Here is a 23,666-nt window from a genome sequence, read left to right on the forward strand (position 1 = left end):
ACCGGCGATGACCGCTCGTCTGGTGGTGGCCGGTACCCACAGTGGGGTGGGCAAGACGACGGTGGCCGTGGGGCTCATGGCCGCCCTCGCCCGGCGCGGCCTGGCGGTTCAGGGCTTCAAGGTGGGCCCGGACTTCATCGACCCCAGCTACCACCGCGCCGCGACGGGTCGCCCCGTCTGGAACCTCGACACCTGGATGGCCGGTGAGGCGGGCGTACGCCGCGCCTTCGACCGCGCGACCTTTGGGGCGAGCGTGGCGGTCGTCGAGGGCGTCATGGGCCTTTACGACGGGGCCGGCCCCACGGACGACAGGGGCAGCACCGCCGCCGTCGCCAGACTCCTCGACGCCCCCGTGCTCCTGGTCCTGGACGGCTCCGCCTTGGCCCGGAGCGCCGCCGCGGTGGTACGGGGCTTCCAGACCTTCGCGCCCGGAGGACACCCGGGCCTCCATCTCGCCGGCGTGGTGGCCAACCGGGTGGCGGGCGCCGGGCACCTCCGGCTGCTGCGGGAGGCGATCGAGGCGTACACGGGCGTGCCCCTCCTGGGCGGGCTGGCCAGGGAGGAGGCCCTCCGTCTGCCCGAGCGACACCTGGGGCTGGTCCCGGCGCCCGAGCGGCCGGCGACGGGGACCTTCCTGGAGCTGCTCGCCGGCCGCGTGGAGGCGGGACTCGACGTGGACCGGATCCTGGCCCTGGCCCGCTCGGCTCCGCCTCTATGTCCGTGGGACGAGCCCGTTGAGGAAAGGCTCTGTCGCGAGGAGCCCCCACGGGGGGTACCGCGCCGGCCTTCCCATCCAACGGGGCCGGCCCCGCAGCCGCAGGTGCGGATCGCCCTCGCCCGGGATGAAGCCTTCAGCTTTTACTACGAGGAGAACCTCGATCGGCTCCAGGAGGCCGGTGCCGAGCTGCTCCCCTTCAGCCCCATGCGGGACGACGCCCTGCCCGGTGGCTGCGGCGCCGTCTACCTCGGGGGCGGATACCCTGAGCTGTTCGCCCGGGAGCTGGCCGGGAACAGGTCGATGAGGGCCTCCCTCCAGCATGCCGCCTCCCGCGGCATGCCGATCCTTGCCGAATGCGGAGGGCTCCTCTACCTCTGCCGCGAGCTGGTCGACTTCCAGGGGCGGCGCTACCCTATGGTCGGCCTCGTGCGGGGAACCGCCCGCATGCAGGAGCGGCTTGCGGCCCTGGGCTACGTGGAGGTGGAGGGGACCGGCTCCTCCTTCCTCCTGGAACCGGGTGAGGTCGCGCGCGGGCACGTCTTCCACCACTCGGTCTTCGAACCCGAGGGGACCCTCCTCCCTCCCTACCGGATCCGCAACCGCCGCGATCCGGGCGCGGCGGGACACGCCGTCGGGAACCTGCTTGCGAGCTACGTCCACCTCCACTTCGCCTCCAACCCCCGCCTCGCGCCCCGCCTGGTGGAGGCGGCTCGGCGCTTCCTGGCCGGGTCCCAGGCCAGGGCACCTGCGGGGCGGTACCGCCGGGAGACCGACGGAGGGAAGAGGACCTCCTGGGGAGGTGCTTCGGGTGCCTGAGCTGATCCTCGTCACCGGCGGCGCCCGGAGCGGCAAGAGCCGGTGGGCCGAGCGCCTCGCCGGAGCGCGGGGTGGGCCTGTGACCTTCGTGGCGACGGCCCGGGTGGAGGACGCCGAGATGGCCGAACGGGTCCGGCGCCACCGGGCCCGGCGCCCGCCCGAGTGGAGGACGGTCGAGGCACCCCTGGGGCTGGCACGGGTCCTGCGGGACCTGGCGGCGGAGGACAGCCGATCCGCCGGGGCCGGAGACGTGGCCCGTGCCAGCCGGAAAGCGGCCCCCGTCATCGTCGACTGCCTCACCCTCCTCCTCAGCAACCTGCTCCTGGAGGCGAGCCGGGGCCGGGAGGGCGGGGAGGAGGGGCCGCCGGATCCTGGGGTGGAGGAGGCGGTGCTGGGCGAGGTCCGGGCCGCCCTCGAGGCGGCCGAGGCCCTGGTCGGCCCCGTCATCTTCGTGACCAACGAGGTGGGCGGCGGCATCGTCCCCCTCTCCCCCGTGGCGCGCCGCTTCCGGGACCTGGCGGGCCTGGCCAACCAGGAGGCGGCCGCCCGGGCGGGCCGGGTCTACTGGATGATCTCGGGCATCCCGGTCCGGGTGAAGGGGTCCCCGTTCCCAGGAGAGGAGAACCTCCGGTGATCGAGCCCGGGATCCTGCCCATCGCCTACCTCCTGGACCGCCTGGTGGGGGATCCGGCGTGGCTGCCGCATCCTGTCCGCATGGTCGGTAGGACGGTGCCCCCGCTCGAGCACGCCCTCCGCCGCCTCTTCCAGGGGCCCACCGCCGAGCGCCTCGCGGGTTTCCTCCTCCTGGCCGTGCTGGCTGGGGCGACCTGGGCGCTCGCCTGGCTCCTCCTCACCCTGACGGCCTGGGCTTCCCCCTGGGCCGCCCGGTTCCTGGAAGCCTGGCTGGTGGCGGCGACACTCGCACCCCGGGGGCTGGCGGCCGAGGCCCGGGCGGTTCATCGGGAGCTCGCGGCCGGGCGGCTCGAAGGCGCCCGCCGCCGGGTGGCAGGCCTCGTCGGCCGGGAGACTTCCGACCTCCCCGAGGCGGAGGTGGTGCGGGCCGCGGTGGAGAGCGTGGGGGAGAACCTGGTGGACGCCGTCACCGCGCCCCTCCTCTACGCCGCCCTGGGGGGCGCTCCCCTGGCCCTGGCCTACCGGACCGTCAACACCCTCGACGCCCTGGTGGGCCACCCGAGCGCGCGCTACCGCTTCTTCGGATGGGCCTCCGCCCGGGCCGACGACCTCCTGAACTACCTCCCGGCCCGGCTCACGGTTCCCATGGTCGGCCTGACCGCCGCCCTTCTGGGCCTCGATGGCCCCGGGGCCTGGCGGGCAGCCGTGCGGGACGGGCGCCGTCACCCCAGCCCCAACGCCGGCCTGGCCGAGGCCGCCTTTGCCGGTGCGCTGGGGGTCCGCCTGGGAGGCTGGAACCGCTACGAGGGGGTGCCCCACTTCCGGCCGTACCTGGGCGACCTCATCCGCCCGCTGGAGAGAGCGCGGATCCAGGAGGCGATCCGCCTCATGGAGGGATCGGGTCTCCTGGTGCTCGTGCTCCTCCTGCTCGTCCTCTCCCTTTTCTCGCCTTCCCTGAGCGCGCCCATCGCGGCGGGATGGGGTGGGCAGCCGTGAGGCGGTCAGCGGCAGGGCGTCCGGGCAAGGAGCGCGGGAAGGCAGGCATTCCCGCCCTCCTCCTGCCTCTGGTGGCCGTCCACTTCCTCACCCGGCTTCCCGTGCGCCTCCCGGGCGTGCCAAGCCCTGAGGCGCTGGCGGCCTCGCTTCGGTACTACCCGTTGGTCGGCCTCGCCCTGGGCGCGGCCGCAGGGGCGATGGGGGCCACCCTCGGCCGCCTCGGCCTCGATGCGCCCGCGCCTGCGGCCGTGAGCCTCGCGGCCCTCGTCCTCCTCACGGGCAACCTCCACCTGGACGGCCTCATGGACACGGCCGACGGCCTGGGTGGTGCCCGGGAGCGGGAGAGGGCCCTGGAGATCATGAGGGACAGCCGGGTCGGGGCTCACGGCGTCTCCGCCGGCATCCTCGCGTTGCTCCTCCACCTCGCGCTGCTGGCGGGGCTCTCCGGGGCGGGACTGGTGCGGGACCTCGCGCTCGCCTGCGGGTGGGGGCGGTGGGCCCTCGTTTACGGAGCCTGCCGTTACCCCCACGCCCGGGCCGGAGGAGGCCTCGCCAGCCCCTTCATGGAGCACGCGGGTTTTCCGGAGCAGGCCTGGGCCCTGGGGAGCCTCCTGCTGCTCGGCCCGGCCGTCGCAGGGGGCGCGTCGGCGCTCTCCCTCTGGGCCGGCGCCGCCCTGGCCGGCCTCGCGGTGCCCGCGGCGGGGGCGGCCTGGCTTGCCCGGCGGCTCGGAGGCCTGACCGGCGACACCCTGGGCGCGCTCTCGGAGACGACGACGGTGGCCGTCCTCCTCGCGCTCCGGCTGGGGGGAGGCTGAGCGATGGAGGTCCGATGGGCGGCGGCGAGCGCCCCCGGCACGTGCGGCGAGCTGGTCCAGGGGACCCTCCGAGGGGAGCCGTTCCTGGTCAGCTGCCCCATCTCCTGGCGGGCGTGCGCCCGGGTCGTCCTCCGGCGCGAGCGCGGCCTCTGCGTCTCAGGCCCCCGGGGTCGCTGGAAGAGCCTCCGGGCCGTCCGGGCGGCGCTCCGCCTGCTGGGTGTCGAAGACGTCCGGGCCGAGCTCTCCCTCTCCTCCCCCCTCCCGGTGGGGAAGGGGATGGGGAGCAGCACCGCCGAGGTCCTGGCGGCCGCCGCGGCGACGGCGGCGGGTGGCGAAGGCGGAGCCGGCCGCCGTCTATCTGGGAAGGGGGCACGTTCAAGGTGGAGGGGTGCACGTCCTTCGGGCCGGAGCCGCCGGCTCCGTTTCCCGTCCACGGCGGGGATCGCCTCGAGGCCTCCCGCCGGTACGGCCGGCCCGGTGATCGCTTCGTCGACCTGAGCGTCAACGTGAGCTTCACCGGCCCGCCACGGGCGGTGCGGGAGGCCCTGCGGGCCGCCGCGGAAGAGGTCGAGCGCTACCCCGAGCCCCGCGCCGCCCGCCTGCGGGCCCGCCTGGCCCTCCGGGAGGGAGTTCCTGAGGGATCGGCGATGGTGGGGAACGGGGCGAGCGAGCTGATCTACCTCCTGGCCTCCGCCCTGGCCGCCGGGGCCCGGGGGCGCCGCTTCCTGGTCCCGTCGCCCACCTTCGGCGAGTACCGGCGCGCCCTGGAGGGCCACGGGATCGCAGTGAGGGAGGTCCCCCTCCCCTGGGAGTCCTTCGCCCTCCCCGTGGAGGTGGTCGAGCAGGAATTGCAGGAGGCGGCCGGTCTCTTCCTCTGCAACCCGAACAACCCCACGGGCCGGCTGGAGCCCAGGGAGGTGCTGCTTCCGCTGGCCCGGGCGGCCGCGGCCCGAGGCGCCTGGCTGGTCGTCGACGAGTCGTTCCTCCCCTTCGCGCCCCAGGGGGAGGAGGACTCGCTGGTGCCCGAGGTCGCCCGCCTCCCCAACCTGGTGGTGCTCCGCTCGCTGACCAAGCTCCATGCCATCCCCGGCGCCCGCCTGGGGGTCGCCTTCGGCCCGCCGGAACTGGTGGCGGCCATGGAGGCGCGCCGGGACCCGTGGAGCGTCAACGCCTTCGCCCAGGCGGCGGGCCACGCCCTGCTCGACGCCGCTGCCGACCTGGGACGTCTCCGCCGGGACGTCGCCCGGGCCCGGGAGGCGCTGGTTCGGGAGATGGAAGGGGTCCGGGGTCTACTCCCGCGCGCCTCGTCGGCCAACTTCCTGCTGGTGGAGGTGACAGCCCCCGGCTGGCGAGCCCCCGCGGTGGTGGATGCCCTGGGGCGGCGGGGCATCCTCGTCCGGGACTGCCGCTCCTTCGGCCCCATCGGGGAGCGCTTCTTCCGCACGGCGGTGTCGGGCCGCCCCGCCCGGGATGCCCTCACCGCCGCGCTCGGGGACCTCCTGGGCAGGGAGGCGCTCCACTCATGACCAGGACAGGTGGGGCAAGCACCTGGGCCCGCGCGCTCATGGTCCAGGGGACCGGCTCCCACGTAGGCAAGAGCCTCATCGCCGCCGGGCTCTGCCGCATCTTCGCCGAGGACGGCCACCGGGTCGCCCCCTTCAAGGCGCAGAACATGTCGCTCAACGCCTGGGTGACGCCCGAGGGGGGCGAGATCAGTTGGGCTCAGGCGGTGCAGGCTCGCGCCGCGGGCCTCCCGCCCCACGTCGACATGAACCCGGTCCTCCTCAAGCCCGTCCGGGACACGGGCTCCCAGGTGGTCCTCCTGGGCGAGGCGGTGGGGACCCTCTCCGCCGTCGAGTACCAGGCGTTCAAGCCCCGGATCTGGCAGGCGGTCCTGGCGGCCCTGGACCGCCTCCGGGCCGCCCACGAGATCGTCGTCATCGAGGGGGCCGGAAGCCCGGCCGAGGTGAACCTGCGGGAGGGCGACATCGCCAACATGGCCGTGGCCGAAGCTGCGAACGCCCCCGTCCTCCTGGCGGCGGACATCGACCGGGGCGGGGCGCTGGCCTGGGTGGTGGGGACCCTGGAGCTGCTCGCGCCCGAAGAGCGGGCCCGGGTGCGGGGGATCCTCATCAACAAGTTCCGGGGGGATCGCTCGCTCCTCCAGCCGGGCCTCGACTTCCTGGAGGAACGGACGGGCGTACCCGTGCTCGGGGTGATCCCCTACCTCCCCCGGATCGGCCTCCCCGAAGAGGACACCCTCCCCGATGAGCGCCCGCCCGCCCCCGTGCGGCCGGACACCGTCCACGTCGTGGTGCTCCGGCACCCCCACTTGGCCAACTTCACCGACTTCGACGCCCTGGCCGGGGAGCCGGACGTGGCCCTCCGCTTCGTGGGGAACGGGGAGCCGCTGGGCCGCCCCGATGTGGTCGTCCTGCCCGGCTCCAAGACCACCCTGGCCGACCTGGAGCACCTGAGGGCGCACGGCTACGACGCCGCCATCCACCGCCTCGCGGCGGAGGGGTCGTACGTGGTCGGCCTCTGCGGTGGTTACCAGATGATGGGGCTGGAGGTGGCCGATCCCCTGGGCGTCGAGGGACCCTCGCGGTCCCTCCCGGGCCTAGGGCTCCTGCCGGTGCGAACGGTTCTCCGCCCCACCAAGCTGACGGCCCTGGCGCGGGGCGAGTCGCTCCTCCCCGGGATGGAAGGCCCCGTGGAGGGGTACGAGATCCACATGGGCGAGAGCGAGCGGGCAGGAGGCTCCTCCGCCCTCCGCCTGCAGCGCCGGAACGCTCCGCGCGGCGAGGTCGACGACGGCTGCTGGGCCGGCGACGGCCGCGTCTTCGGTACCTACCTCCACGGTCTCTTCGACCACCCCGGATTCCGCCGGAGCTTCCTCAACCGGGTACGGGCCGGGAAGGGGCTGCCGACGCTCCCACCGGCCCCGGAGGCGCCGCCCGACGAGCCCTACCGGCGGCTGGCGCAGGCCCTGCGGGAGAGCGTCGACATCGAGGCCGTCTACCGCCTGATGGGCTGAGTCTCCAGCCGCTTGCCGGATCGAGCCGTCGATCGTTTTTCGTCTCCCGGCGTTGACGGAGCGTCTCACGAGGGGTTATCATTATCTATAGATGTGCAGGATCTCTTGATATCCAATTTCCACACGTGCCGCCGGTACGTGCACTTCAGCGGCGGCACCCCATGATACCGGTGGCCGTCCGTCCTGCGTCCCGAGATCCGTCGAGTCAAGGAGGTATGTGACAGCATGGCCGACAAGCCTCATGCGTCCGGTCGCGTTGCTGCTGGTGATGCATCCCAGCGGGTTGGGGTCGAGGTGCTGGAAGCCCGCGGGGTCAACGTCGAGGTGCTCCGAGAGAAGCTCATCGACGCCATCGGAGCCGAGTTCACCACCTACTACTACTACAGCATCCTCAGGATGTACCTGGCAGGCTACGAGGATTACAAGGAGATCTGCGAGGACGCCCGCCTGGAGGACCGATCCCACTTCGAGCTGGTCCTTCCGCGGGTCTACGAGCTGGGCGGCTCCATCCCGCGCGACATCCGTGCGTTCGCCGACCGGGCCTCCTGCCCCGACGCCTACCTCCCCGACGACCCGTCACCCGTCAACGTGCTCGAGGTGCTGCTGGAAGCCGAGCGCTGTGCCATTCGCACCTGGAGCGAGATCTGCGACCTGACCGCCGGTGGCAAGGACCCGCGCACCTACGACATGGCCTCCCGCATCCTTCAGGAGGAGATCGAGCACGAGGCGTGGTTCATCGAGCTGCTGAGCAAGGAGCGCGACGGAGTGATTCGGCCCTCGGGCCACTTCCGGCGCGGTGAGCCGGGGGATGCACCCCACAGCAAGAACCGGCCCTTCTACAACCCGTGATCGTTCGATGGCCGGTGCCGAGACCCGGATCACGCCCAGCCATCCGGTGGAGCTGATCACCCCCTCTGGAACACACCGCCTGGAGGTCGCAGAAGACCAGTTCATCCTGGACCGCGCCCTCCAGGCGGGTCTCGACCTCCCGCACACGTGCCTGCAGGGCTGGTGTACCACGTGCGCCGGGCGCATCCTCGAAGGGGAAGTCGACCCGAGCGCCGCCCTCCGGTACTACCGCGAGGACCGCGAGGCCGGATACGTGCTGCTCTGTACGGCACGGCCCCGGGGTCCTCTGCGCATCCAGACCCATCAGAAGGAGGCCCTCCGGGCCAACCGCCGCAAACACCGCCTTCCCGCGCCCAGGGCGTGAGTCACCGGCAACGAGGTCTTCGACCCCGAGGGGGTCAGGAACTGCGATCAGAATCGAACCCGCAGGCTCACGCGGTGGGAGCCGCCCAGGAAGGGATGCGCTTCGTACGCGTAGTCGACGCTGCCGAGGTCGAGAGCTACGCCCACACCGCCGGTGGGCGTCCAGAGCCCGTCGCGCGTCCAGAACCCCGCCCGGAGGGCCACAAGGTCCAAGCGGACCTCACCGCCCACCCGGAGGGATCCTCCCCCGAGCGTCGCGCCGTCCGGCGCCGGGGTTGCGTGGGCCGTCAGCGGCTGCTCGTACTCCACCGTTCCCAGCCACCAGGATCCCTCGACGGCCAGCGCCAGCGTGGCACTGGAGGCCATGACCACCGGGTCGCCCCCGCCGGGCAAGACGAACCCCGGCAGGTTCCGCACCATGGCCGCCACTCGGATCGGGCCGATCTTCGCCATCGCACCGCTGGTGAGGCTGAGGCCCAGGGAACTTGTCTCCCTCAGACCCTGGCGGTACGCCAAGACGCTGGCGCCCAGCGCCAGCTTCCCGAGGGGCCGACCGAACCCCAGCCAGGTCGCCATCTCGCTGGTACTGAAGGCAGCCAGAGGATCGCCCGCCGCGTCCCGCTCCTCGGAGGAGACCTGGACGAGCATGAAGGTCGCCCCCACGGTCGGAAGGGCCAGCGAGAGGTGCAGGTTGTTCACCACGCCGAAGTCCCGAGCGTAAAGGCTCACCACCTCCCGATCCTCCGCCCAGGCCAGGGCCGCCGGGTTGTAGTAGGCGGCGCTGGCGCCCTCGACGATGGCGGCGTAGGCGCCTCCCATGGCGAGCGCCCGGCTGTCCGCCCCCGTGGCGGTGCTCGCGCCCGCACCCACCTGGCCCGCGGCGGCAGGTGCAACCACCCAACTCGCCCCCAGCAGAGCGACGGCGAGGATCCAGGGCCGGGCCCGGGCCGGGGTTCGAGCGAGGCTCATCGCTCGATCACCAGCGTCTGGGGCCGGCTCACCCGCTCGCCCGTCACCAGCACGAAGAGGTACGTCCCGTTGGCCAGCGGCCGGCCAGCGCCGTCCCTCAGGTCCCACTCGAACATCCCCTGTCCCTCGGGAATCGTCGCCTGGAACACCTCGCGCCCGCTCACATCGAAGATGCGAAGCTCCTTGGCGCCACCGCCCGCGTCGACGTAGAAGCGGGCCGTGCTGCGGGCTGGGTTGGGGCCCTGCCGAACCGGCTCTTGGCTCCGCGGGGGCGGCGTCTCTTCGTGCCTGAGCGCGGCGGCCAGGTTCAGCCGGCCGCCCGTGGCCACCCTACCGTTCAGCCCCGGCAGTCGATCCACCGACCCCAGGAACATCTCCTTCACGGTGGGGCCCATGCCCCCGCCGGGAGCTCCCGGGAAGGGGGGCGCATCGGGGAACGCAGCCATCAGCAGGGCAGAGGCACCGGTCACCACGGGCGCGGCCATGGACGTACCGCTCGCGAAGGCGTAGGGCGGCTCGCCCGGGGCGACCCACCCGCGGGGCACCGTGGAGAGGATGAGGTCTCCCGGCGCGGCCAGGTCGACCGTGTGGGCCCCATAGTTGGAGAAGCTGGAGAGCCGGTCGTTCCAATCCGTGGCCGCCACGGCGATGACGTTGGGCAGGTCGTAGCTCGCGGGGTACGAGGGCGTCGCGTCGTTGTCGTCGCCCACCCCGTCATCGCCCCCGTTCCCTGCCGCCGCCACGAACAGCAGGCCCGTCGCCTCGATCGCATCCCGCTCGAAAGTGGAGAACTGCGGGGACCCGTAGCTCGCGTTGATGATGTGCGCGCCGTTGGCGGCCGCGTAGGCGAGGGCCTCGATCTCGTCTGCGACGCTGCCTCCCGCCTCGCCTGCGAGGAACTTGGCCGACAGGATCCGTACCCGCCACGCCACACCGGCCACGCCCTCGCCGTTGTCGCCCTGCGCGCCGATGATCCCTGCCACGTGGGTTCCGTGGAAGTCGTCTCGTGGATCGTCGTAGACGACCCCGTTGCGAGGGTAAGTCGTGAAGTCGCACCCGTGGACGTCGTCGATGCAGCCGTTCCCGTCGTCGTCGACGCCGGGGAGGCCGCCCGCCTCCGCCGGATTCACCCACAGGTTCGCAACCAGGTCCGGATGACCGACGTCGATGCCCGTATCGACCACGGCCACCACGATGTCAGCCGCGTCGGTGATGGTGGACCAGGCTTCGGGGGCGTCGATGTCGGCGTCGGGCGTGCCGGAGACCTGGGCGCCCGTTGGATCGTAGGCAAAGTCTTGCCCGGCGTTATCCATCGCCCACTGGCGGACGAAGAGGGGGTCGTTGGGTCTCACCCGGGTCTGCGTCGGATACCGCAGGTAGTTGGGCTCCGCGTAAAGGACGTCGGGGTCCTCGCGAAGGCGCGAGAGTGCATCCTCCACGCCCAGCGCGTCAGGAAGGCGGACGTGGTAGAGGCGTAGCCGTCCCCCCACCGAGGGGGCCGGCTCGTGACCCCGGGGTAGCTCGAGGACGCGCATCACCTTGGCTCCCAGGGCCTCGATCTTTCGAACGGCCACGGCGCGGGGCCCATCGGGCTGGCCGGGCGACGGCCCCGCCGCCCCGTCCGCCTCTTCGCGGAACCGGACCAGCAGCTCGCCCTCCCGGTACGCGGGCCGCCTTCCCGGAGCGCCGGGCACCCGCAGGACGGGTTGCGGAGTGCTTGCCGGCTCCGGCGCCGGGTGCGCTCCCGCCCGAGCCACGTCCCCGGGCGGCGCCACGCCCAGCACGAGGGCGAGCACCAGCCAGGGCACGAGAGCCCTGACGGGCCTCGCGCGCGAGAGAAGCGGGTGCGCACCTCGGGCTCGATGGGCGTCCAAGCATGGCCTTACGAACACGCGTCCGTCCAACGCGCGCCACCTCCTGCCTCAGGATGCCGGTGCGTTCCAAGAAGGTGACGAGACCCTGGCGGGCCCGGGGCTCCGAAAGGCCCGGCGCTAACCATTCAGCCTGACGCGAACGCCACCTCGTTACCGCTTCGTGGAAAAGGCGTGCAGCCTGGATCCACGAATCCTCGCGGGGTCCACCGAACGGCCGTCCGAGCGGAACGCGGCGACGCCACGTCTGGCCGTCCCGACCGGACCGGCGTTCAAGTGCGGCCCATGCGATTCCGATGCGTTGAGGGAGCCCTCTTTTCCCGGGCCCGAAGCCACGCGAGCCCGGTGCGATGCGGAGATGGGACCGATGACTCACGCGCACGGGTCGGCACGGAGGAATCATTTTCCGCCTCCCAGCCCATACTCCTTGGGTGAACAGACACGGTTCACCAGGGGGTATGTCGCCGTGACCCGACGCGAAGAACGGACTCCCATGCCGTGGCCCGCCCGCCAGCCTGCCCCGCCGACTTCCGGCGAGGAGGCGCTCCAGGCGGAGCAGGTCCGCCGCGCCATCCAGGTCCTTCGCCGGGCCCCTCAACTCTCCCACGAAGCGCGCCGGCGCGGGACCCGCGCGCTGGAAGCCGCGTGCGCCCGGCTGTCGCAGCAGCCCCGGGTCTGAATCGGAACGACCGGGTACCCTCGAACGGGCGGATGCCCCTTGCATGAGCATGCTTCGGCTGGTATGCTTATGCAAAGGCCTTCACGCGGGGGGCGTTCGCCGGTGCGGTGTCGCTGCGGGGGCGAGCAGACCTTGATCCATCGAGACGTGGTGCGTTCGACCACCACCGGCGAGGAGGTCCGGGTGGGGCATGTCCCCCACCTGATCTGCACCCGCTGCGGCCGAACCGTGCTCACGCCGGAGATGGATCGCCGGGTCGCAGACGCCGTCGCCTTCGCTGCCGAGCGCGGCGCCACTGTCCTCGCCTGAGGCCGCATCTGCCGAAGGAGACGAGGATCAGCGCGCCACCCCCGTGGGCCCGCCCCGAGCCAGCACGCGCCGGTCGCCCAACCGGCGCGTGAAGCCGACCTCGTCCAGGTGCTCCATCAGGGGCACGGCGTACTTGCGGGACGTGTCGATCACATCCCGCAGCTCCCGGACCTCCATCGCTCCGTGCTCGGTGATGTAGCGCTCCACCAGCTGCATCAACCAGGTCTGCCGCGCGCTGGAGAGCACCAGCCCCTTCGCGGTGCGCACCAGCTCGCCTTGCTCGATCAGGGCGGCCACCAGCTCGGGGTCGGCCCCCTGATCCACCAGCTCATCGAAGGTGGGCGGCTCGAAGGGATCCCCGTCCAGGCGGGCCAGAAGCGCCGCCCTCGCCCGCTCTTGCTCGGGCCCGAGCTGGACCTGATGCGTGCTAAGTCGCACGTGGGGCCCCTGGCGAACCACCTTCCCCCGGGCCACCATGCGGTCCAGGATCTGCTGGAAGAGGTCCTCCTCCATCCCGAGGCCGCTGCGCAGGGTCTCGGCCGGGCAACCGTTTCGCAGGGGGTGGGCCCGGTGGAAGCTCTCCAGGCGTGCCCCGATCTCGCCCTCGGCCCACTCCCAGTACGCGCGCGACGCCACGTAGCCCGGGAGGACGACTGCCTCCCCTTTCGGATCCAGCGCGTCCAGGATCGGGGCCAAGCGCTCGTCGCCCAGGGGTACCAGAACCGGAAGCTCGGATCGCCGGATCACGTGATAAGCTGCCAGGAAACGACCGACCAGCGCGCCGACGGGGCTGTCCGCCAGGGACCGGAGCCAAGCCGGATCCAGGTACTCGGGTGCGCCCGAACCGCCCCGCCTTGCCCCGCGCCAGCTCGCATGAACCGGCCCCAGGCGTAACCGCCGGCCCCGTACCCGACGCGCGAAGGGCTCCAGCACCCTCCCACCCCCGAGGGTCGCCTGAACCCCCGGATCCCGCAAGATGAACCGGTCGCTCCACTGAACGGGAAGGGACCCCTCCACCTCCACCTGCACCAGGCCCGCCTGGCCGGGTTCGAGCACGGCGCCCTCCAGGATCCGCACCCGGGCGTTCCGTTCGGCCGAACCCAGGTAGAGGAGGACCTGCGCCAGGTCCTGAAGCGGTGAGCCGGTGGACTCCAGCAGGCGTATCCAGGCGTTGAACCGGTCCGACACCCGGTAGCGGCCCGGCGCGGCGATGGCCTGACCGCGGGCCACCTCCTCGGGACCCACCCCGGAGAGGTTTACGGCCACACGGGACCCGGGCACTGCCTGGTCACGAGCCTGCTTGTGTGTCTCCAGGCCCCGGACTCGGGCAACCTTCGACCCCGGTAGCACCTCCACCCGCTGGTCCACGCCCAGGGTGCCACCCTCCAGGGTCCCCGTGACCACCGTCCCCGCCCCTCGGATGGTGAAAACCCGATCCACCCAAAGCCTTGCCCGGTCCTCGTCCGGAACGGGCGGCGCCGCGCGAAGCTGGCGGTCCAGCTCGGCCACCAGCTCCTCCAGACCCTGGCCCGTCACCGCGGAGACGGGGATGATGGGCGCCCCAGCCAGGCTGCTCCGGGCGATGCGCTGGGCGACGTCGTCGCGCACCAGCTCGAGCCAGTCGGGCTCGACCCGGTCGGCCATGGTCAGCGCCACCACCCCCCTGGAAACGCCCAGGAGGTCGAGGATGGCCAGGTGCTCTTCGGACTGGGGCATCCACCCGTCGGTGGCGGCCACCACGAAGAGGGTCACGTCGATGCCGCCCACCCCCGCCAGCATGTTGCGCACGAAACGGTGATGGCCCGGAACGTCGACGATGCCGGCCTCTTCGCCCGAAGGCATTCGGATCCAGGCGAACCCCAGATCGATGGTCATCCCACGGGCCTTCTCCTCCGCCAGGCGATCAGGGTCGATGCCCGTGAGCGCCCGGATGAGGGTGGACTTTCCGTGATCGATGTGGCCCGCCGTCCCGATGACGTGCACGGCACCAGCTCCCTCCCGGTGGCCTTCGCCGCCTCAGGCCTGCCCCTCTCCGTGGCGCCCGGGGCCGGCGTCAAGCGCCCGGAAGAGCGCGCCCAGCAGCAGGTCGTCCTCTTCGGGACGGACCGTCCGCAGGTCGAGGAAGAGGCGGTCGCCCTCGACGCGGCCCACCACGCTGGGCTCGCCCCACCTCAGCCGCCGTGCCAGATCCTCGAGCTCCCCCGGAACGCGCAGTTCCAGGCCCGCGGTGGCCAGCTCCTGCCCGGGAAGCGAACCGCCCCCCACCGGGCTGCGCCCTTCGGCCGCCCGCGCTGAGGCGCTGGGCGGAAGGGCGCCGGCGACCCGGGCCGCAAGCCTTTCCGCCCTGGCCCGCAGGTCCGAAAGCGGCTGGCGAAGCATGCGCCAGATAGGGACCGCGTCCCCCTCGCCCCGCAGGTAGTGCAGAAGGGTGGCCTGAAGCGCCGCCAGCGTCATCTTGTCGACCCGTACCGCCCGGGCCAGCGGGTGCCGCCGGCAGGCGTCGACCCACCTGCGCCGACCCAGGATGAGACCGGCCTGGGGCCCCCCCAGGAGCTTGTCGCCGCTGGCCGTCACCAGGTCCGCGCCCGCCCGCAGCACCTCCTGGATCATGGGCTCGTGCTCCAGGCCCAGCTCGCGGGTCTCCACCAGCACGCCGGAGCCCAGATCTTCGATGAACGGCAGCCCGTGCCCGTGTGCGAGCTCGGCCAGGCGGCCGCTTTCGACGCTCTCGGTGAAACCTATCTGGCGGAAGTTGCTCTGGTGAACCTTCAGCACGGCGCCCGTGTCCAGGCCGATCGCCCGCTCGTAGTCGGCGAGTCGGGTCCGGTTGGTGGTGCCGACCTCCCTCAGCCGGCACCCGCTCTGCTCCATCACGTCCGGTATGCGGAAGGAGCCCCCGATCTCCACCATCTCGCCCCGGGAGAGCAGCACCTCCCTCCCGGAGGCCACCGCGCTCAGCACCAGGAGCACGGCCGCGGCGTTGTTGTTCACCACCATGGCCGCCTCGGCTCCGGTCAGCTCCTGAAGCAGGAGCTCTCCATGGCGGTGGCGGGAACCGCGGCGTCCCGTCTCCAGATCGAACTCCAGGTTACTGTAGCCGGTGGCCGCTCGGGTCGCGGCTGCGGCGGCCTCGTCCGAAAGCGGCGCCCGACCCAGGTTGGTGTGAAGCACCACACCCGTGGCGTTGAGGACTGACCGGAAAAGGGACCGCCCGGTTCGATCCGTTGCTTCCCGCACCTCACGCTCGAGTTCGGCCACCGAGGGTATCCCTTCGCCCGCGCCCACCGCCTGCCGGTGAGTCTCGATCACCTCACGGCAGAGCCTCCGGGCCACGGCGTGGCCGAAGCGTGCCTCCGCCTCCCGGCCGGCTTCGGATCGAAGCAGGCGGTCCACCGCAGGCAGACCCCGCCGCCCCACCCTCTCCATCTCGCCCCCGGTTCCTTCCGAGGCAGCCACCCTCATCCCCCCGACCCATCCACGAAGAAGCCTTCCACACGGGCCCTGGCAGAGTTCGGCTTTGAAGACGCTCCCGGCGTCGCGGTATAATGTGGGCTGCAGTGCGAAACCCATTGGTACAGCACCAGGCGCCCCAGGGACGCCTGGCACCAGAGGAGTGAACACCTTGCGACGCGGTCGTCGAACTCTGCTCTACCTGGGCGGCGCGCTCGCCCTGGTTCTCGCCGGCGTCCTCCTGGCCTCCTTGCTGGGAACACCTTCTCCCATCCGGGCCCAGGACCCCCCGGCCGACACGCAGCAGGCGCCTCCGGCAGAGGAGTCGCCGGCGGCGGCCCTGGCCTTCCCGGGCGGCAGCCCATCGGCGGTGGCCGACGTAGCCGAGCGCCTCAATCCGGCCACCGTCTACATCGAGGTGACCCTGCCCCAGCAGCCCCGACAACAGCAACCGTTCAACGATCCGTTCTTCGGCCCCTTCTTCGGTCCCTTCTTCCCACCGGACCAGGGGCGGCCGATGCAGGCGGGTACGGGGTTCATCATCGACCAGGAGGGGCACGTCCTCACCAACCAGCACGTGGTGGGCAACCTGGGCGGTAAGCAGTCGATCCGGGTCTACCTGGAGACGGCGGACTTCAAGGGCTGGGTGGACGCGAACCTGATCGGTGCCGACTACCAGCTCGACCTGGCGGTGCTTCAGATTCAGAAGCCTCGCCAGTTGAAGGAGCTCCCTGTGGCACCGTTGGGGAACTCCGACGCCATGCGCCCTGGAGATTGGGTGCTGGCCATCGGGAACCCCTTCGGCGAGCAGCTGGGCCTTGCCCATACGGTGACCGTCGGGGTCGTGAGCGCCCAGGGGCGGCAGATCTCCGTGTGGGATCAGTCCCGCCGCACCCCCCGCACCTACACGGACCTGATGCAAACCGACGCAGCCATCAACGAGGGGAACAGCGGCGGACCCCTGATCAACCTGCAGGGTGAGGTCGTCGGCATCAACACCGCCGTCAACACCCAGGCCCAGGGGATCGGCTTCGCCATCCCCATCAACACGGCGAAGAAGGTCCTGCAGGACCTCATCGAGCGCGGCATGACCCCTGGGGGTCCGTGGATCGGCGTCTCCTTCACGGACGTGACCGCGGAGATCGCCGGGGCCTTGGGTCTTTCGTCAACCGACGGCATCGTCGTCTCCGAGGTCATCGCTGGGCAGCCGGCCGAGAAGGCGGGCCTGCAGGCCTACGACGTCATCGTGGAGCTGAACCGGAAGGCCGTGAAGAACGGCGAGGAGTTCCAGAAGGCGGTCCAGCAGTTGAAACCGGGCGACACGGCTGTCGTCCGGGTGATCCGGGGCGGCCGGTCCCTCCTGCTCACCGTGGAGGTGGGCGAGCGGCCTCCGGAATTCCGGTAGGGCGCCCGGACCCGGGCGGGGTCGCCCGAACGAGAACCCACGAACGCGCCTGCGCCACCGGCTGGGGATACACCTTCCAGGCCGGTGGCGCTTCCGCGTTCACCCGGCGGCGCCTCGCCCCAAGCACCCTGGCCGCCCGGGCCTACCCGCTCAATCGGAGAGCTCCACCTGGGCGAAGGCCAGCGGGCCGCCCACCGGGGCCTCCGGCTTCCTTACCCTCACCCGCACGTGGGTCACGGGGCGCCGGAAGGTGGTCCGTTCCACCCGATCCCGCACGGTACGGAGGATGCGCTCCGCCAGGTGCTCCAGCAGGTGGACGGGCGGTCCCTCCATGATCTCTCGAACCATGTCGTAGAGGAGACGGTAGTCCACCGTCTCCTCGATGCGATCGCTCGCCCTGGGCCAGGTGAGGTCCAGCTCCAGCTCCAGGTCCACCTCGAAGGTCTGGCCCCGCTCCCGTTCCTCCGGCAGCACCCCGTGGTACCCGTGGAAGCGCATGCCCTGCAGGAGGATGCGGTCCATGCCGGTCTACTCCAGGCCCACCGCGGGCTTGGGCCGCTGCTTCCCAAGACCCTCCTTGGGCGTCCGGCCCTCGGGCCGTTCCGGGGCCTCGGTGGTGGCCGCCGCCACCGACTCGGGCACCTTGGGCTGCGGCTCGGGCGCAGGCTTCGCCTCCGGCAGCGTGCCCTCCTCCATCAGGTGGCGGAAGGTGGCCTCGTCCACCGTCTCCCGGTCCTTCAGAACCTCCACGAGCTTCACGACCCGGTCCCAGTGCTCGGTGAGGATCTGCCGGGCCCGCCGGTGCGCCTCGTCGACCAGGCGGCGGACCTCCTTGTCGATCGCGGCGGCGACCTCCTCGGAGTAGTTGCGCTCGCGGGCGATGTCGCGGCCGAGGAAGATCTCGCCCTGACGGTTTCCGAAGGTGAGCGGTCCCAGCTCGTCGCTCATGCCCCACTCCATCACCATGCGCCGCGAGAGGCTCGTGGTCTTCTCCAGGTCGTCCTGGGCGCCGGTGCTGATCTCGTCGAAGGCGACCTCTTCCGCCGTCCGCCCGCCCAGCATGTGGGCCAGCCGGTCGGTCAGCTCCGCGCGGGTGGCCACGTACCTCTCCTCGGCGGGAAGGGTCATGGTGTAGCCGCCGGCCATGCCCCGGCCGATGATGGTCACCTTGTGGACCGGATCCCCGTGCGGAAGGAAGTGGGCGACCACCGCGTGCCCCGCCTCGTGGTAGGCGAAGACCTCCTTGTCCCGCTCGGTGAGGACCCGCTTCTTCTTTTCGGGCCCCAGGAGGACCCGATCGATGGCCTCCTCGCAATCGGCCATCGTGATCCGCTTGACGCCCCGCCGGGCCGCCAGGATCGCCGCCTCGTTCATCAGGTTCTCCAGGTCGGCGCCCGAAAAGCCGGGGGTGCGGCGGGCCAGGGTCTCCAAGGAGACGTCCTCGGCCAGCGGCTTGTTCCGGCTGTGGATCTTCAGGATCTCGATGCGACCCTGCAGGTCGGCCCGGTCGACGATGACCTTCCGGTCGAAGCGGCCGGGACGGAGGAGGGCCGGGTCCAGCACGTCGGGCCGGTTGGTGGCGGCCATGATGATGATGCCCGTGTTGGGCTCGAAGCCATCCATCTCCACCAGGAGCTGGTTGAGCGTCTGCTCGCGCTCGTCGTGCCCGCCGCCCAGGCCCGCACCCCGGTGCCGGCCCACCGCGTCCAGCTCGTCGATGAAGACGATGCATGGGCTATTCTTCTTGGCGGTGTCGAACAGGTCGCGCACCCGGGAAGCGCCCACGCCTACGAACATCTCGACGAAATCGGAGCCTGAGATGCTGAAGAAGGGCACCCCGGCCTCGCCCGCCACGGCCCGGCCGAGCAGGGTCTTGCCGGTGCCCGGCGGCCCCACCAGGAGCACGCCCTTGGGGATCTTGGCCCCCAGCTCCACGAACTTCTTGGGGTGCTTCAGGAACTCGACGATCTCCTGAAGCTCCATCTTGGCCTCGTCCAGGCCCGCCACGTCGTCGAAGCGGACCTTGCTCTTCTCCTCGGTGTGGAGCTTGGCCCGGCTCTTGCCGAAGGACATGGCCCGGTTGTTGCCGCCCTGCATCTGGTTCAGGATGAAGAGCCACAGGCCGACGAAGACCACCAGCATCAGGACGTTGGGAAGGATGGAGACCCACCACGCCGGGGGCGGTGTGGGCGCCGCGGACACCTGCACACCCTTGGCCAGGAGCTGGTCCGCCAGGTTCGTGAGGTTCGGGGGGGCAAAGGTCTTGAACTCGGTGCCGTCCTTCATGCGACCGTGGATCTCCTGCTCGCCCACCATCTTGACGCTCGCAATGCGGCCGGCGTTCAGGGACTGGACGAACTCGGTGTAGTCCAGGTTCCGGGCGCTCTCCGAGGGCGTGTAGAAGGTGCTGACGATCATGACCGCCAGGACCGCGATCAGGAGGTAGAGGCTCAGGCCTCTGAGGAACCGGTTCAAGGGTGTGTCCTCCCCTCACCTGCGAACAAAGCGGGCGGGCCAGTGACGCTCGTTTCGTTCGGCCTGGTCCGCCCGCCTGACGTCGATAGGCTCCGCGTGGACAATGGCTGTGCCGTCCGATTCTGCAAGCCGCGGGAGACACCTCTCCCAAACGGCTGATCCGTTCGAGGGTATTATACCATAGTCGTTCTCAGGCAACAACGAACCCACTGTACCGCCCGCTGCGACGGCCTTCGTGGGTTCACGAGGGCTCCGGGACGGGTCGACCCCGGTTCACCATCCGCTTCCCGCAACCCGGCCTGTGGCCGGCCCGTCCGGCCGCAGGCGCGCCACCAGCACGGTGGCGTCGTCGTGGCGATCCGGCCCCCAGAGCTCACGCGCCCGGGCCACAAGGATCTCCGCCAGCACCGCCGGGTCCTCACCGTGGAACCTGGCCACCTCCTCTGCCAGCCAGTCGGGCCGGAAGCGTCCCCCTGCCTCCCAAAGGCCGTCGCTGGCCAGGATCACCCGATCGTCGGGCCCCAGGGAGACCACACGCACGTCGGCCTCCACCTCGTCCAACACCCCTGCCGGCGGGCTCTCGCCCTCCACGATCTCCAACCGCCCGGCCCGAACCAGGAGCGAGGGGGCCGCGCCGATCTTGACGATCTCCGCCTCACCGCTGTAGAGGTCCACCACCAGCATGTCCAGGGTGGCGAAGCGCACCTCAGGCGATCGGGCCCTGAGAAGGGTGTTCAAGGTTCGGACCGACGCGTGCAGCTCCAGCCCCGCCTCCAGGAGCGACTGGAGCAGCGTCACCGCTGCGTGGCTCTCCTGCCACGCGGGCACCCCCGTGCCCATGCCGTCGCTGAGGACCACCGCCACGCGCCCGTCCACCAGCTCGGTACGCTCCACGCAGTCACCCGAGTGCAGCTCCCCTTCGCGCAGGACGGCCGCATCGGCCACCTCCAGCGCGTAGCGCCGGCGCGCCACCAGCTCGAAGCGGCAGCCCATCTGCCCGGGGCCCTCCAAGCAGGAAGCGTTCCACACCGCGTAGGGCCTTCCCAGGCGACGCGAGACCAACGGGGCGATGACCCGCTCGCAGTGTCCCGGACCCGGGCATCGACCCCGAAGCTGGCCCGTGACGCGGTACCGGTTGGGTCCCACCCGGCTGCATCGGAGCCGTTTCAGGTCCACCGTTCCGGCCAGGGTTCTCCGCAGCGCCCGCTCCACCTCCCCCACGTTCTGTGCCCGGTCCTCCACCCGGCTGGCCATGGCGTCCAGTAACCGGGAGACTCCCCGGAGCTGCTCGGGAAGAAGGACATTGTGCCGATGCGACCGGCCCAGCTCCTCCTGCGCTGTCCGGAAGCGCGGCAGGGTGAGGCCGACGCCCTTCAACAGCCGGTCGTGGTGGGTGCAGCGGAGGCTCAGCCGCCGGGGTAACCCGGCCTCGGACAGACTCGCCGCCGAGCTCTCCACCGTTCCCACCAGCTCCACCATGTCCCAGTAGGTCGCATACGCCTCGCGGCCCCAGCACCGTTCGTGCGCGGGGCAGCCCTGGCAAGCCTCAGCATGGACGGCCTGGATGAAGAGCCCGACCTCCTCGTCGGGCCGCGCCTGCCGCTCGGGCTCGAGCTGGCGGGCCATCCGGTCGAAGAGGCCTCCCACCTTCCGCAGATCCGCCCCCACCTCGACGCGCAGGTCGGGTTCCTGGGCCGCTTGGCCCCCCGTCCCCCACCGCGCCTCCCAGCGCCGCAGCACCTCGCGCGGCAGCAGGGCGGTAAGGATCGTCGCCGTCACCGCCGAGAGGAAGACCTGCTCCATGGCCGCAGGGTCCGCCACCTGGGGTGCGGTCAGGAGCAGGCCCGCCCAGAAGCCCGCGAGTGCCGCCAGGCGTCCAAGCGGCCGCAGCAGACCCGCCACCAACCCCGCCAGGCCCAGCAGCGCCGCCCAGCCCGGCGGGTAGCCGAAGCTCCACGCCCACACCGCCCCCATCCCCAGTCCGAGGCCTGCACCCGCCCCCGCACCCGCCACCAGGGCGGCGAGCTGCACCAGAACGAACGCGCCAAGCCACCCCGGCTGCAGGAGCTCGCCGCGCCATCCCCACAGCGCGCTCCCGCACAGGACGACAAGCACGGCCAGACCTAGACTGCGGGGCAGGTCCCACTCCAGGTCCTGCCCTGCCAGGGGCATCCAGAGGAGGAAGCCAGCCGCAAGACCCAGGGCGGGCAGGATCAGCTCCTGCAGGGCCGCGAGCGATGTCGCCTGGCCGGAAGAGTCCAGCAGGCCCGCACCACCCTGAAGGACCGCCAGGAGCAGGGCCTGCCAGCCTGGAGCCACCCGCGCTCCCCCGCGGTGCGCCCGCAGGGCCGCGTGGGCGAGGGTGAAGAGCAGCAGGACCATCAGCTCTCGCCCCACGCTCCCCGGCGCCGTCCTCAGGCCGCCGAGCACCATCCCTCCCACCACGGCCGCCACCCGCCCCCACTGGCCCGCAGCGGCGGCGGTCGCCCCCAGAGCCCCGGCCCACACCCCTCCCGGCGTTCCGGGCAAGGGGACTCCTACCAGCAGGAACCCGGCCACTCCCAAGGCCGCAAGGTGCCCCAGCCCCTGCAACCGCTCCCAGGGGAGACGCCGGCCTCCCCGAGATCGTCCCAATGGGGCAAGTCTCGCTGGCGTCGCACGGTACAGGTGGGCATTCGGGGCATCGGAAGCCATGATCCAGACCCTCCCGTCCATCATCACGCTGGATCGCCGCCTCGCCGGCGGATGAAGGCGACTGGGGGCAGCCCCACCCAGTAAAGGAGGCTGCCCCGCAGTCCGCCGAGCGTCGAGGGGAGAAACGGCTGTCCTCAGGATACCATCGGGGCGCGGCGGGGTCTGTCGAAAGCCTTGGGCCGGGGCTCGAAAGATTCCATGGTGAGTTCATCCCGATCGGCCGGTCGTCCAGCGCGCTCAGGCCTTGGGGCCAGGGTCCTTCCACCACCGGGTGGGGTAACCGAAGGTCGCCTCGGCCAACGCCCGGGCTCGGGGCTGGGTCCCTGCCGGCACGAAAAGGTAGAGCTTCCACAGCCCCTCGTACTGGGCCTGGAGAGAGGCCATGCCCCACCGGCGTTGAAGCGGCTCGGGAAGCCGAGTCAAGGGGTGAAGGCCTTCGGACGTTCGCACGGGCACCGTGGCTTCGTTCAGGTAGCTGGGGGCAGGAACGTAGAGGATCACCTGGTCGTCCGGCACCCCCAGAGCGTCTGCCAGCCTGGCCTCCACCGCTTCCCTGGCGGCGGCGCACCGGTGGTAGGCCTCCACCAGCCGGTCCCGCCCGTCGGGACCCACCGCATCCAGGTCCAGCACGTAGGCCCGCTTCAGCAGCTCGCGCCGGCGGAGGCCCTGAACCAGTCGCACGCTCCCAGCGTCCCCTCCGTCTCTTCCCGCCTGCTCCAGGCGTTCCAGGAAGAGCTCGTCGGTGAACTGCTCCAGCTGCCGGGGGTCCCATCCCCGTTTCAGGACCCGCTCCAACGCCTTGCTTACCATGGCTCCCGCCGCCACCTTGGCGTGATGGAGGTAGACGCGTTCGGTGAGGACGTACCGCATGCGAAGGACGTGGAGGATCTCCGAGAAGGCATCGGGCCGTTCCACGCCGTGCTCGCTCAGCTCGAGCACCAGCTGGTCGCCCTCGAGCCCGAAGAGGTCCAGGACTCGGGCGTCGTACCGCTGGACCAGCCCGGTGAAGTGGGCGTCGCGCAGCAGGTAGTCCAGGAGGTCCGCGTCGACGGTGCCCGCCACCAGATCTCGGCTCCAGCCCGGGACTTTGGGGTCCCGGCGCCCTCCGGAACGGTCGCCGCGGGCCAGCAGGGCGGTCACCCCTTCCTGCAGGCCCAAGCGGTCCAGCCGCTCTCCCAACCGGCCCTGCCCCAGCGCGCGCCGGAGCCGCTCGGGGGTGTCGTGCCGGGGAAGCACCCGCCGCTCGTCCTCGAAGGTGTGCCCGAAGGGAACGTGCGACACGTCGTGGAGGAGGGCTGCGGCCATGACGACGCGGGCTGCGTCCGGCTCCAGCCGGGCGCCGCGGCGAGCGAGCCGCTCCAGGATCCTTCCGGCCATGTGGAGGGTGCCCAGACTGTGATCGAAGCGAGTGTGCAGAGTTCCGGGGTAGACCAGGGAAGCGGTGCCCAGCTGCTTGACCCCCCGCAACCGCTGGACCTCCGGGGTGTCGAGAAGCTCCACCAGCTCCTGGGTGAGCTCGATGTCGCCATGAACCGGATCCCGGATGATCACGGGCTTCCCTCCTCCCCTGGTCGGCCCCTGCCGCGG

The 23,666-nt window shown here is 71.6% G+C and carries 20 protein-coding genes; 12 read left to right on the forward strand and 8 right to left on the reverse strand.

The window, feature by feature from the left end; all coding sequences use genetic code 11:
• Positions 1–7: 7 nt before the first annotated feature.
• From LIP_RS16605 to LIP_RS16640, 9 genes are all read left to right on the forward strand, one after another.
• Positions 8–1,534, forward strand: coding sequence for a cobyrinate a,c-diamide synthase (locus LIP_RS16605; RefSeq protein ID WP_082726488.1), 1,527 nt, complete (start codon positions 8–10; stop codon positions 1,532–1,534).
• Positions 1,527–2,168, forward strand: a complete 642-nt coding sequence (locus tag LIP_RS16610; protein WP_068140907.1) for a bifunctional adenosylcobinamide kinase/adenosylcobinamide-phosphate guanylyltransferase — start codon at positions 1,527–1,529, stop codon at positions 2,166–2,168. The genes LIP_RS16605 and LIP_RS16610 overlap by 8 nt, the downstream gene beginning before the upstream one ends.
• On the forward strand, positions 2,165–3,163 hold the full coding sequence (cbiB, locus tag LIP_RS16615) for an adenosylcobinamide-phosphate synthase CbiB (protein WP_068140909.1): 999 nt from the start codon (positions 2,165–2,167) through the stop codon (positions 3,161–3,163). The genes LIP_RS16610 and cbiB overlap by 4 nt, the downstream gene beginning before the upstream one ends.
• Positions 3,160–3,978 carry an adenosylcobinamide-GDP ribazoletransferase gene (cobS, locus tag LIP_RS16620; RefSeq protein WP_068140910.1) on the forward strand — a complete coding sequence of 273 codons (819 nt, stop codon included), beginning with the start codon at positions 3,160–3,162 and terminating at the stop codon, positions 3,976–3,978. The genes cbiB and cobS overlap by 4 nt, the downstream gene beginning before the upstream one ends.
• Positions 3,979–3,981: 3 nt before the next feature.
• Complete coding sequence (locus LIP_RS19075; protein WP_158509707.1) at positions 3,982–4,476, forward strand: GHMP family kinase ATP-binding protein; 495 nt, start codon at positions 3,982–3,984, stop codon at positions 4,474–4,476.
• Entirely contained in the window at positions 4,359–5,504 is a 1,146-nt protein-coding gene (gene cobD / locus LIP_RS16625) for a threonine-phosphate decarboxylase CobD (RefSeq protein WP_068140913.1), read from the forward strand. The genes LIP_RS19075 and cobD overlap by 118 nt, the downstream gene beginning before the upstream one ends.
• On the forward strand, positions 5,501–7,015 hold the full coding sequence (locus tag LIP_RS16630; RefSeq protein ID WP_068140914.1) for a cobyric acid synthase: 1,515 nt from the start codon (positions 5,501–5,503) through the stop codon (positions 7,013–7,015). The genes cobD and LIP_RS16630 overlap by 4 nt, the downstream gene beginning before the upstream one ends.
• Positions 7,016–7,240: 225 nt before the next feature.
• On the forward strand, positions 7,241–7,864 hold the full coding sequence (gene dps, locus LIP_RS16635; protein ID WP_068140916.1) for a DNA protection during starvation protein: 624 nt from the start codon (positions 7,241–7,243) through the stop codon (positions 7,862–7,864).
• Positions 7,865–7,871: 7 nt separating this feature from the next.
• Complete coding sequence (locus LIP_RS16640; protein WP_068140918.1) at positions 7,872–8,228, forward strand: 2Fe-2S iron-sulfur cluster-binding protein; 357 nt, start codon at positions 7,872–7,874, stop codon at positions 8,226–8,228.
• A gap of 47 nt (positions 8,229–8,275) precedes the next feature.
• Here the strand turns inward: LIP_RS16640 and LIP_RS18700 are convergent, their stop codons facing one another.
• Both LIP_RS18700 and LIP_RS16650 read right to left on the reverse strand, forming a co-directional pair.
• Positions 8,276–9,196, reverse strand: coding sequence for a PorV/PorQ family protein (locus LIP_RS18700; RefSeq protein WP_068140920.1), 921 nt, complete (start codon positions 9,194–9,196; stop codon positions 8,276–8,278).
• Positions 9,193–11,004 carry a S8 family serine peptidase gene (locus tag LIP_RS16650; protein ID WP_068140923.1) on the reverse strand — a complete coding sequence of 604 codons (1,812 nt, stop codon included), beginning with the start codon at positions 11,002–11,004 and terminating at the stop codon, positions 9,193–9,195. The genes LIP_RS18700 and LIP_RS16650 overlap by 4 nt, the downstream gene beginning before the upstream one ends.
• Before the next feature lie 529 nt (positions 11,005–11,533).
• Here LIP_RS16650 and LIP_RS16655 point away from each other — a divergent pair.
• Both LIP_RS16655 and LIP_RS19080 read left to right on the forward strand, forming a co-directional pair.
• Positions 11,534–11,746 carry a hypothetical protein gene (locus tag LIP_RS16655; RefSeq protein WP_144440562.1) on the forward strand — a complete coding sequence of 71 codons (213 nt, stop codon included), beginning with the start codon at positions 11,534–11,536 and terminating at the stop codon, positions 11,744–11,746.
• 132 nt (positions 11,747–11,878) lie between these two features.
• Positions 11,879–12,055: a hypothetical protein gene (locus LIP_RS19080; protein ID WP_158509708.1), complete on the forward strand. Its 177-nt coding sequence runs from the start codon at positions 11,879–11,881 to the stop codon at positions 12,053–12,055.
• Positions 12,056–12,082: 27 nt separating this feature from the next.
• Here LIP_RS19080 and selB read toward each other — a convergent pair whose 3' ends face one another.
• Together selB and selA are read right to left on the reverse strand one after the other, a co-directional pair.
• Positions 12,083–14,038 (reverse strand): selenocysteine-specific translation elongation factor, encoded by a 1,956-nt coding sequence (gene selB, locus LIP_RS16665; RefSeq protein WP_068140931.1) that lies wholly within the window; start codon positions 14,036–14,038, stop codon positions 12,083–12,085.
• A gap of 33 nt (positions 14,039–14,071) precedes the next feature.
• Entirely contained in the window at positions 14,072–15,511 is a 1,440-nt protein-coding gene (selA, locus tag LIP_RS16670; RefSeq protein ID WP_198409601.1) for an L-seryl-tRNA(Sec) selenium transferase, read from the reverse strand.
• Positions 15,512–15,677: 166 nt separating this feature from the next.
• Between selA and LIP_RS16675 the strand changes: the two genes are divergently transcribed.
• Entirely contained in the window at positions 15,678–16,910 is a 1,233-nt protein-coding gene (locus LIP_RS16675; RefSeq protein ID WP_068140933.1) for a S1C family serine protease, read from the forward strand.
• 150 nt (positions 16,911–17,060) lie between these two features.
• Here the strand turns inward: LIP_RS16675 and folB are convergent, their stop codons facing one another.
• From folB to LIP_RS16695, 4 genes are all read right to left on the reverse strand, one after another.
• Positions 17,061–17,432 carry a dihydroneopterin aldolase gene (gene folB / locus LIP_RS16680; protein ID WP_068140936.1) on the reverse strand — a complete coding sequence of 124 codons (372 nt, stop codon included), beginning with the start codon at positions 17,430–17,432 and terminating at the stop codon, positions 17,061–17,063.
• 6 nt (positions 17,433–17,438) lie between these two features.
• Entirely contained in the window at positions 17,439–19,385 is a 1,947-nt protein-coding gene (gene ftsH, locus LIP_RS16685; RefSeq protein ID WP_082726493.1) for an ATP-dependent zinc metalloprotease FtsH, read from the reverse strand.
• Between the two features lie 273 nt (positions 19,386–19,658).
• The gene (locus LIP_RS16690; RefSeq protein ID WP_144440563.1) at positions 19,659–22,019 is read right to left on the reverse strand and encodes a SpoIIE family protein phosphatase; all 2,361 of its coding nucleotides are present in this window, start codon (positions 22,017–22,019) and stop codon (positions 19,659–19,661) included.
• Between the two features lie 297 nt (positions 22,020–22,316).
• On the reverse strand, positions 22,317–23,630 hold the full coding sequence (locus tag LIP_RS16695) for an HD domain-containing protein (RefSeq protein ID WP_068140947.1): 1,314 nt from the start codon (positions 23,628–23,630) through the stop codon (positions 22,317–22,319).
• Positions 23,631–23,666 lie beyond the last annotated feature (36 nt).

Origin of the sequence: Limnochorda pilosa, assembly GCF_001544015.1 — a bacterium.
Classification (GTDB): domain Bacteria; phylum Bacillota; class Limnochordia; order Limnochordales; family Limnochordaceae; genus Limnochorda; species Limnochorda pilosa.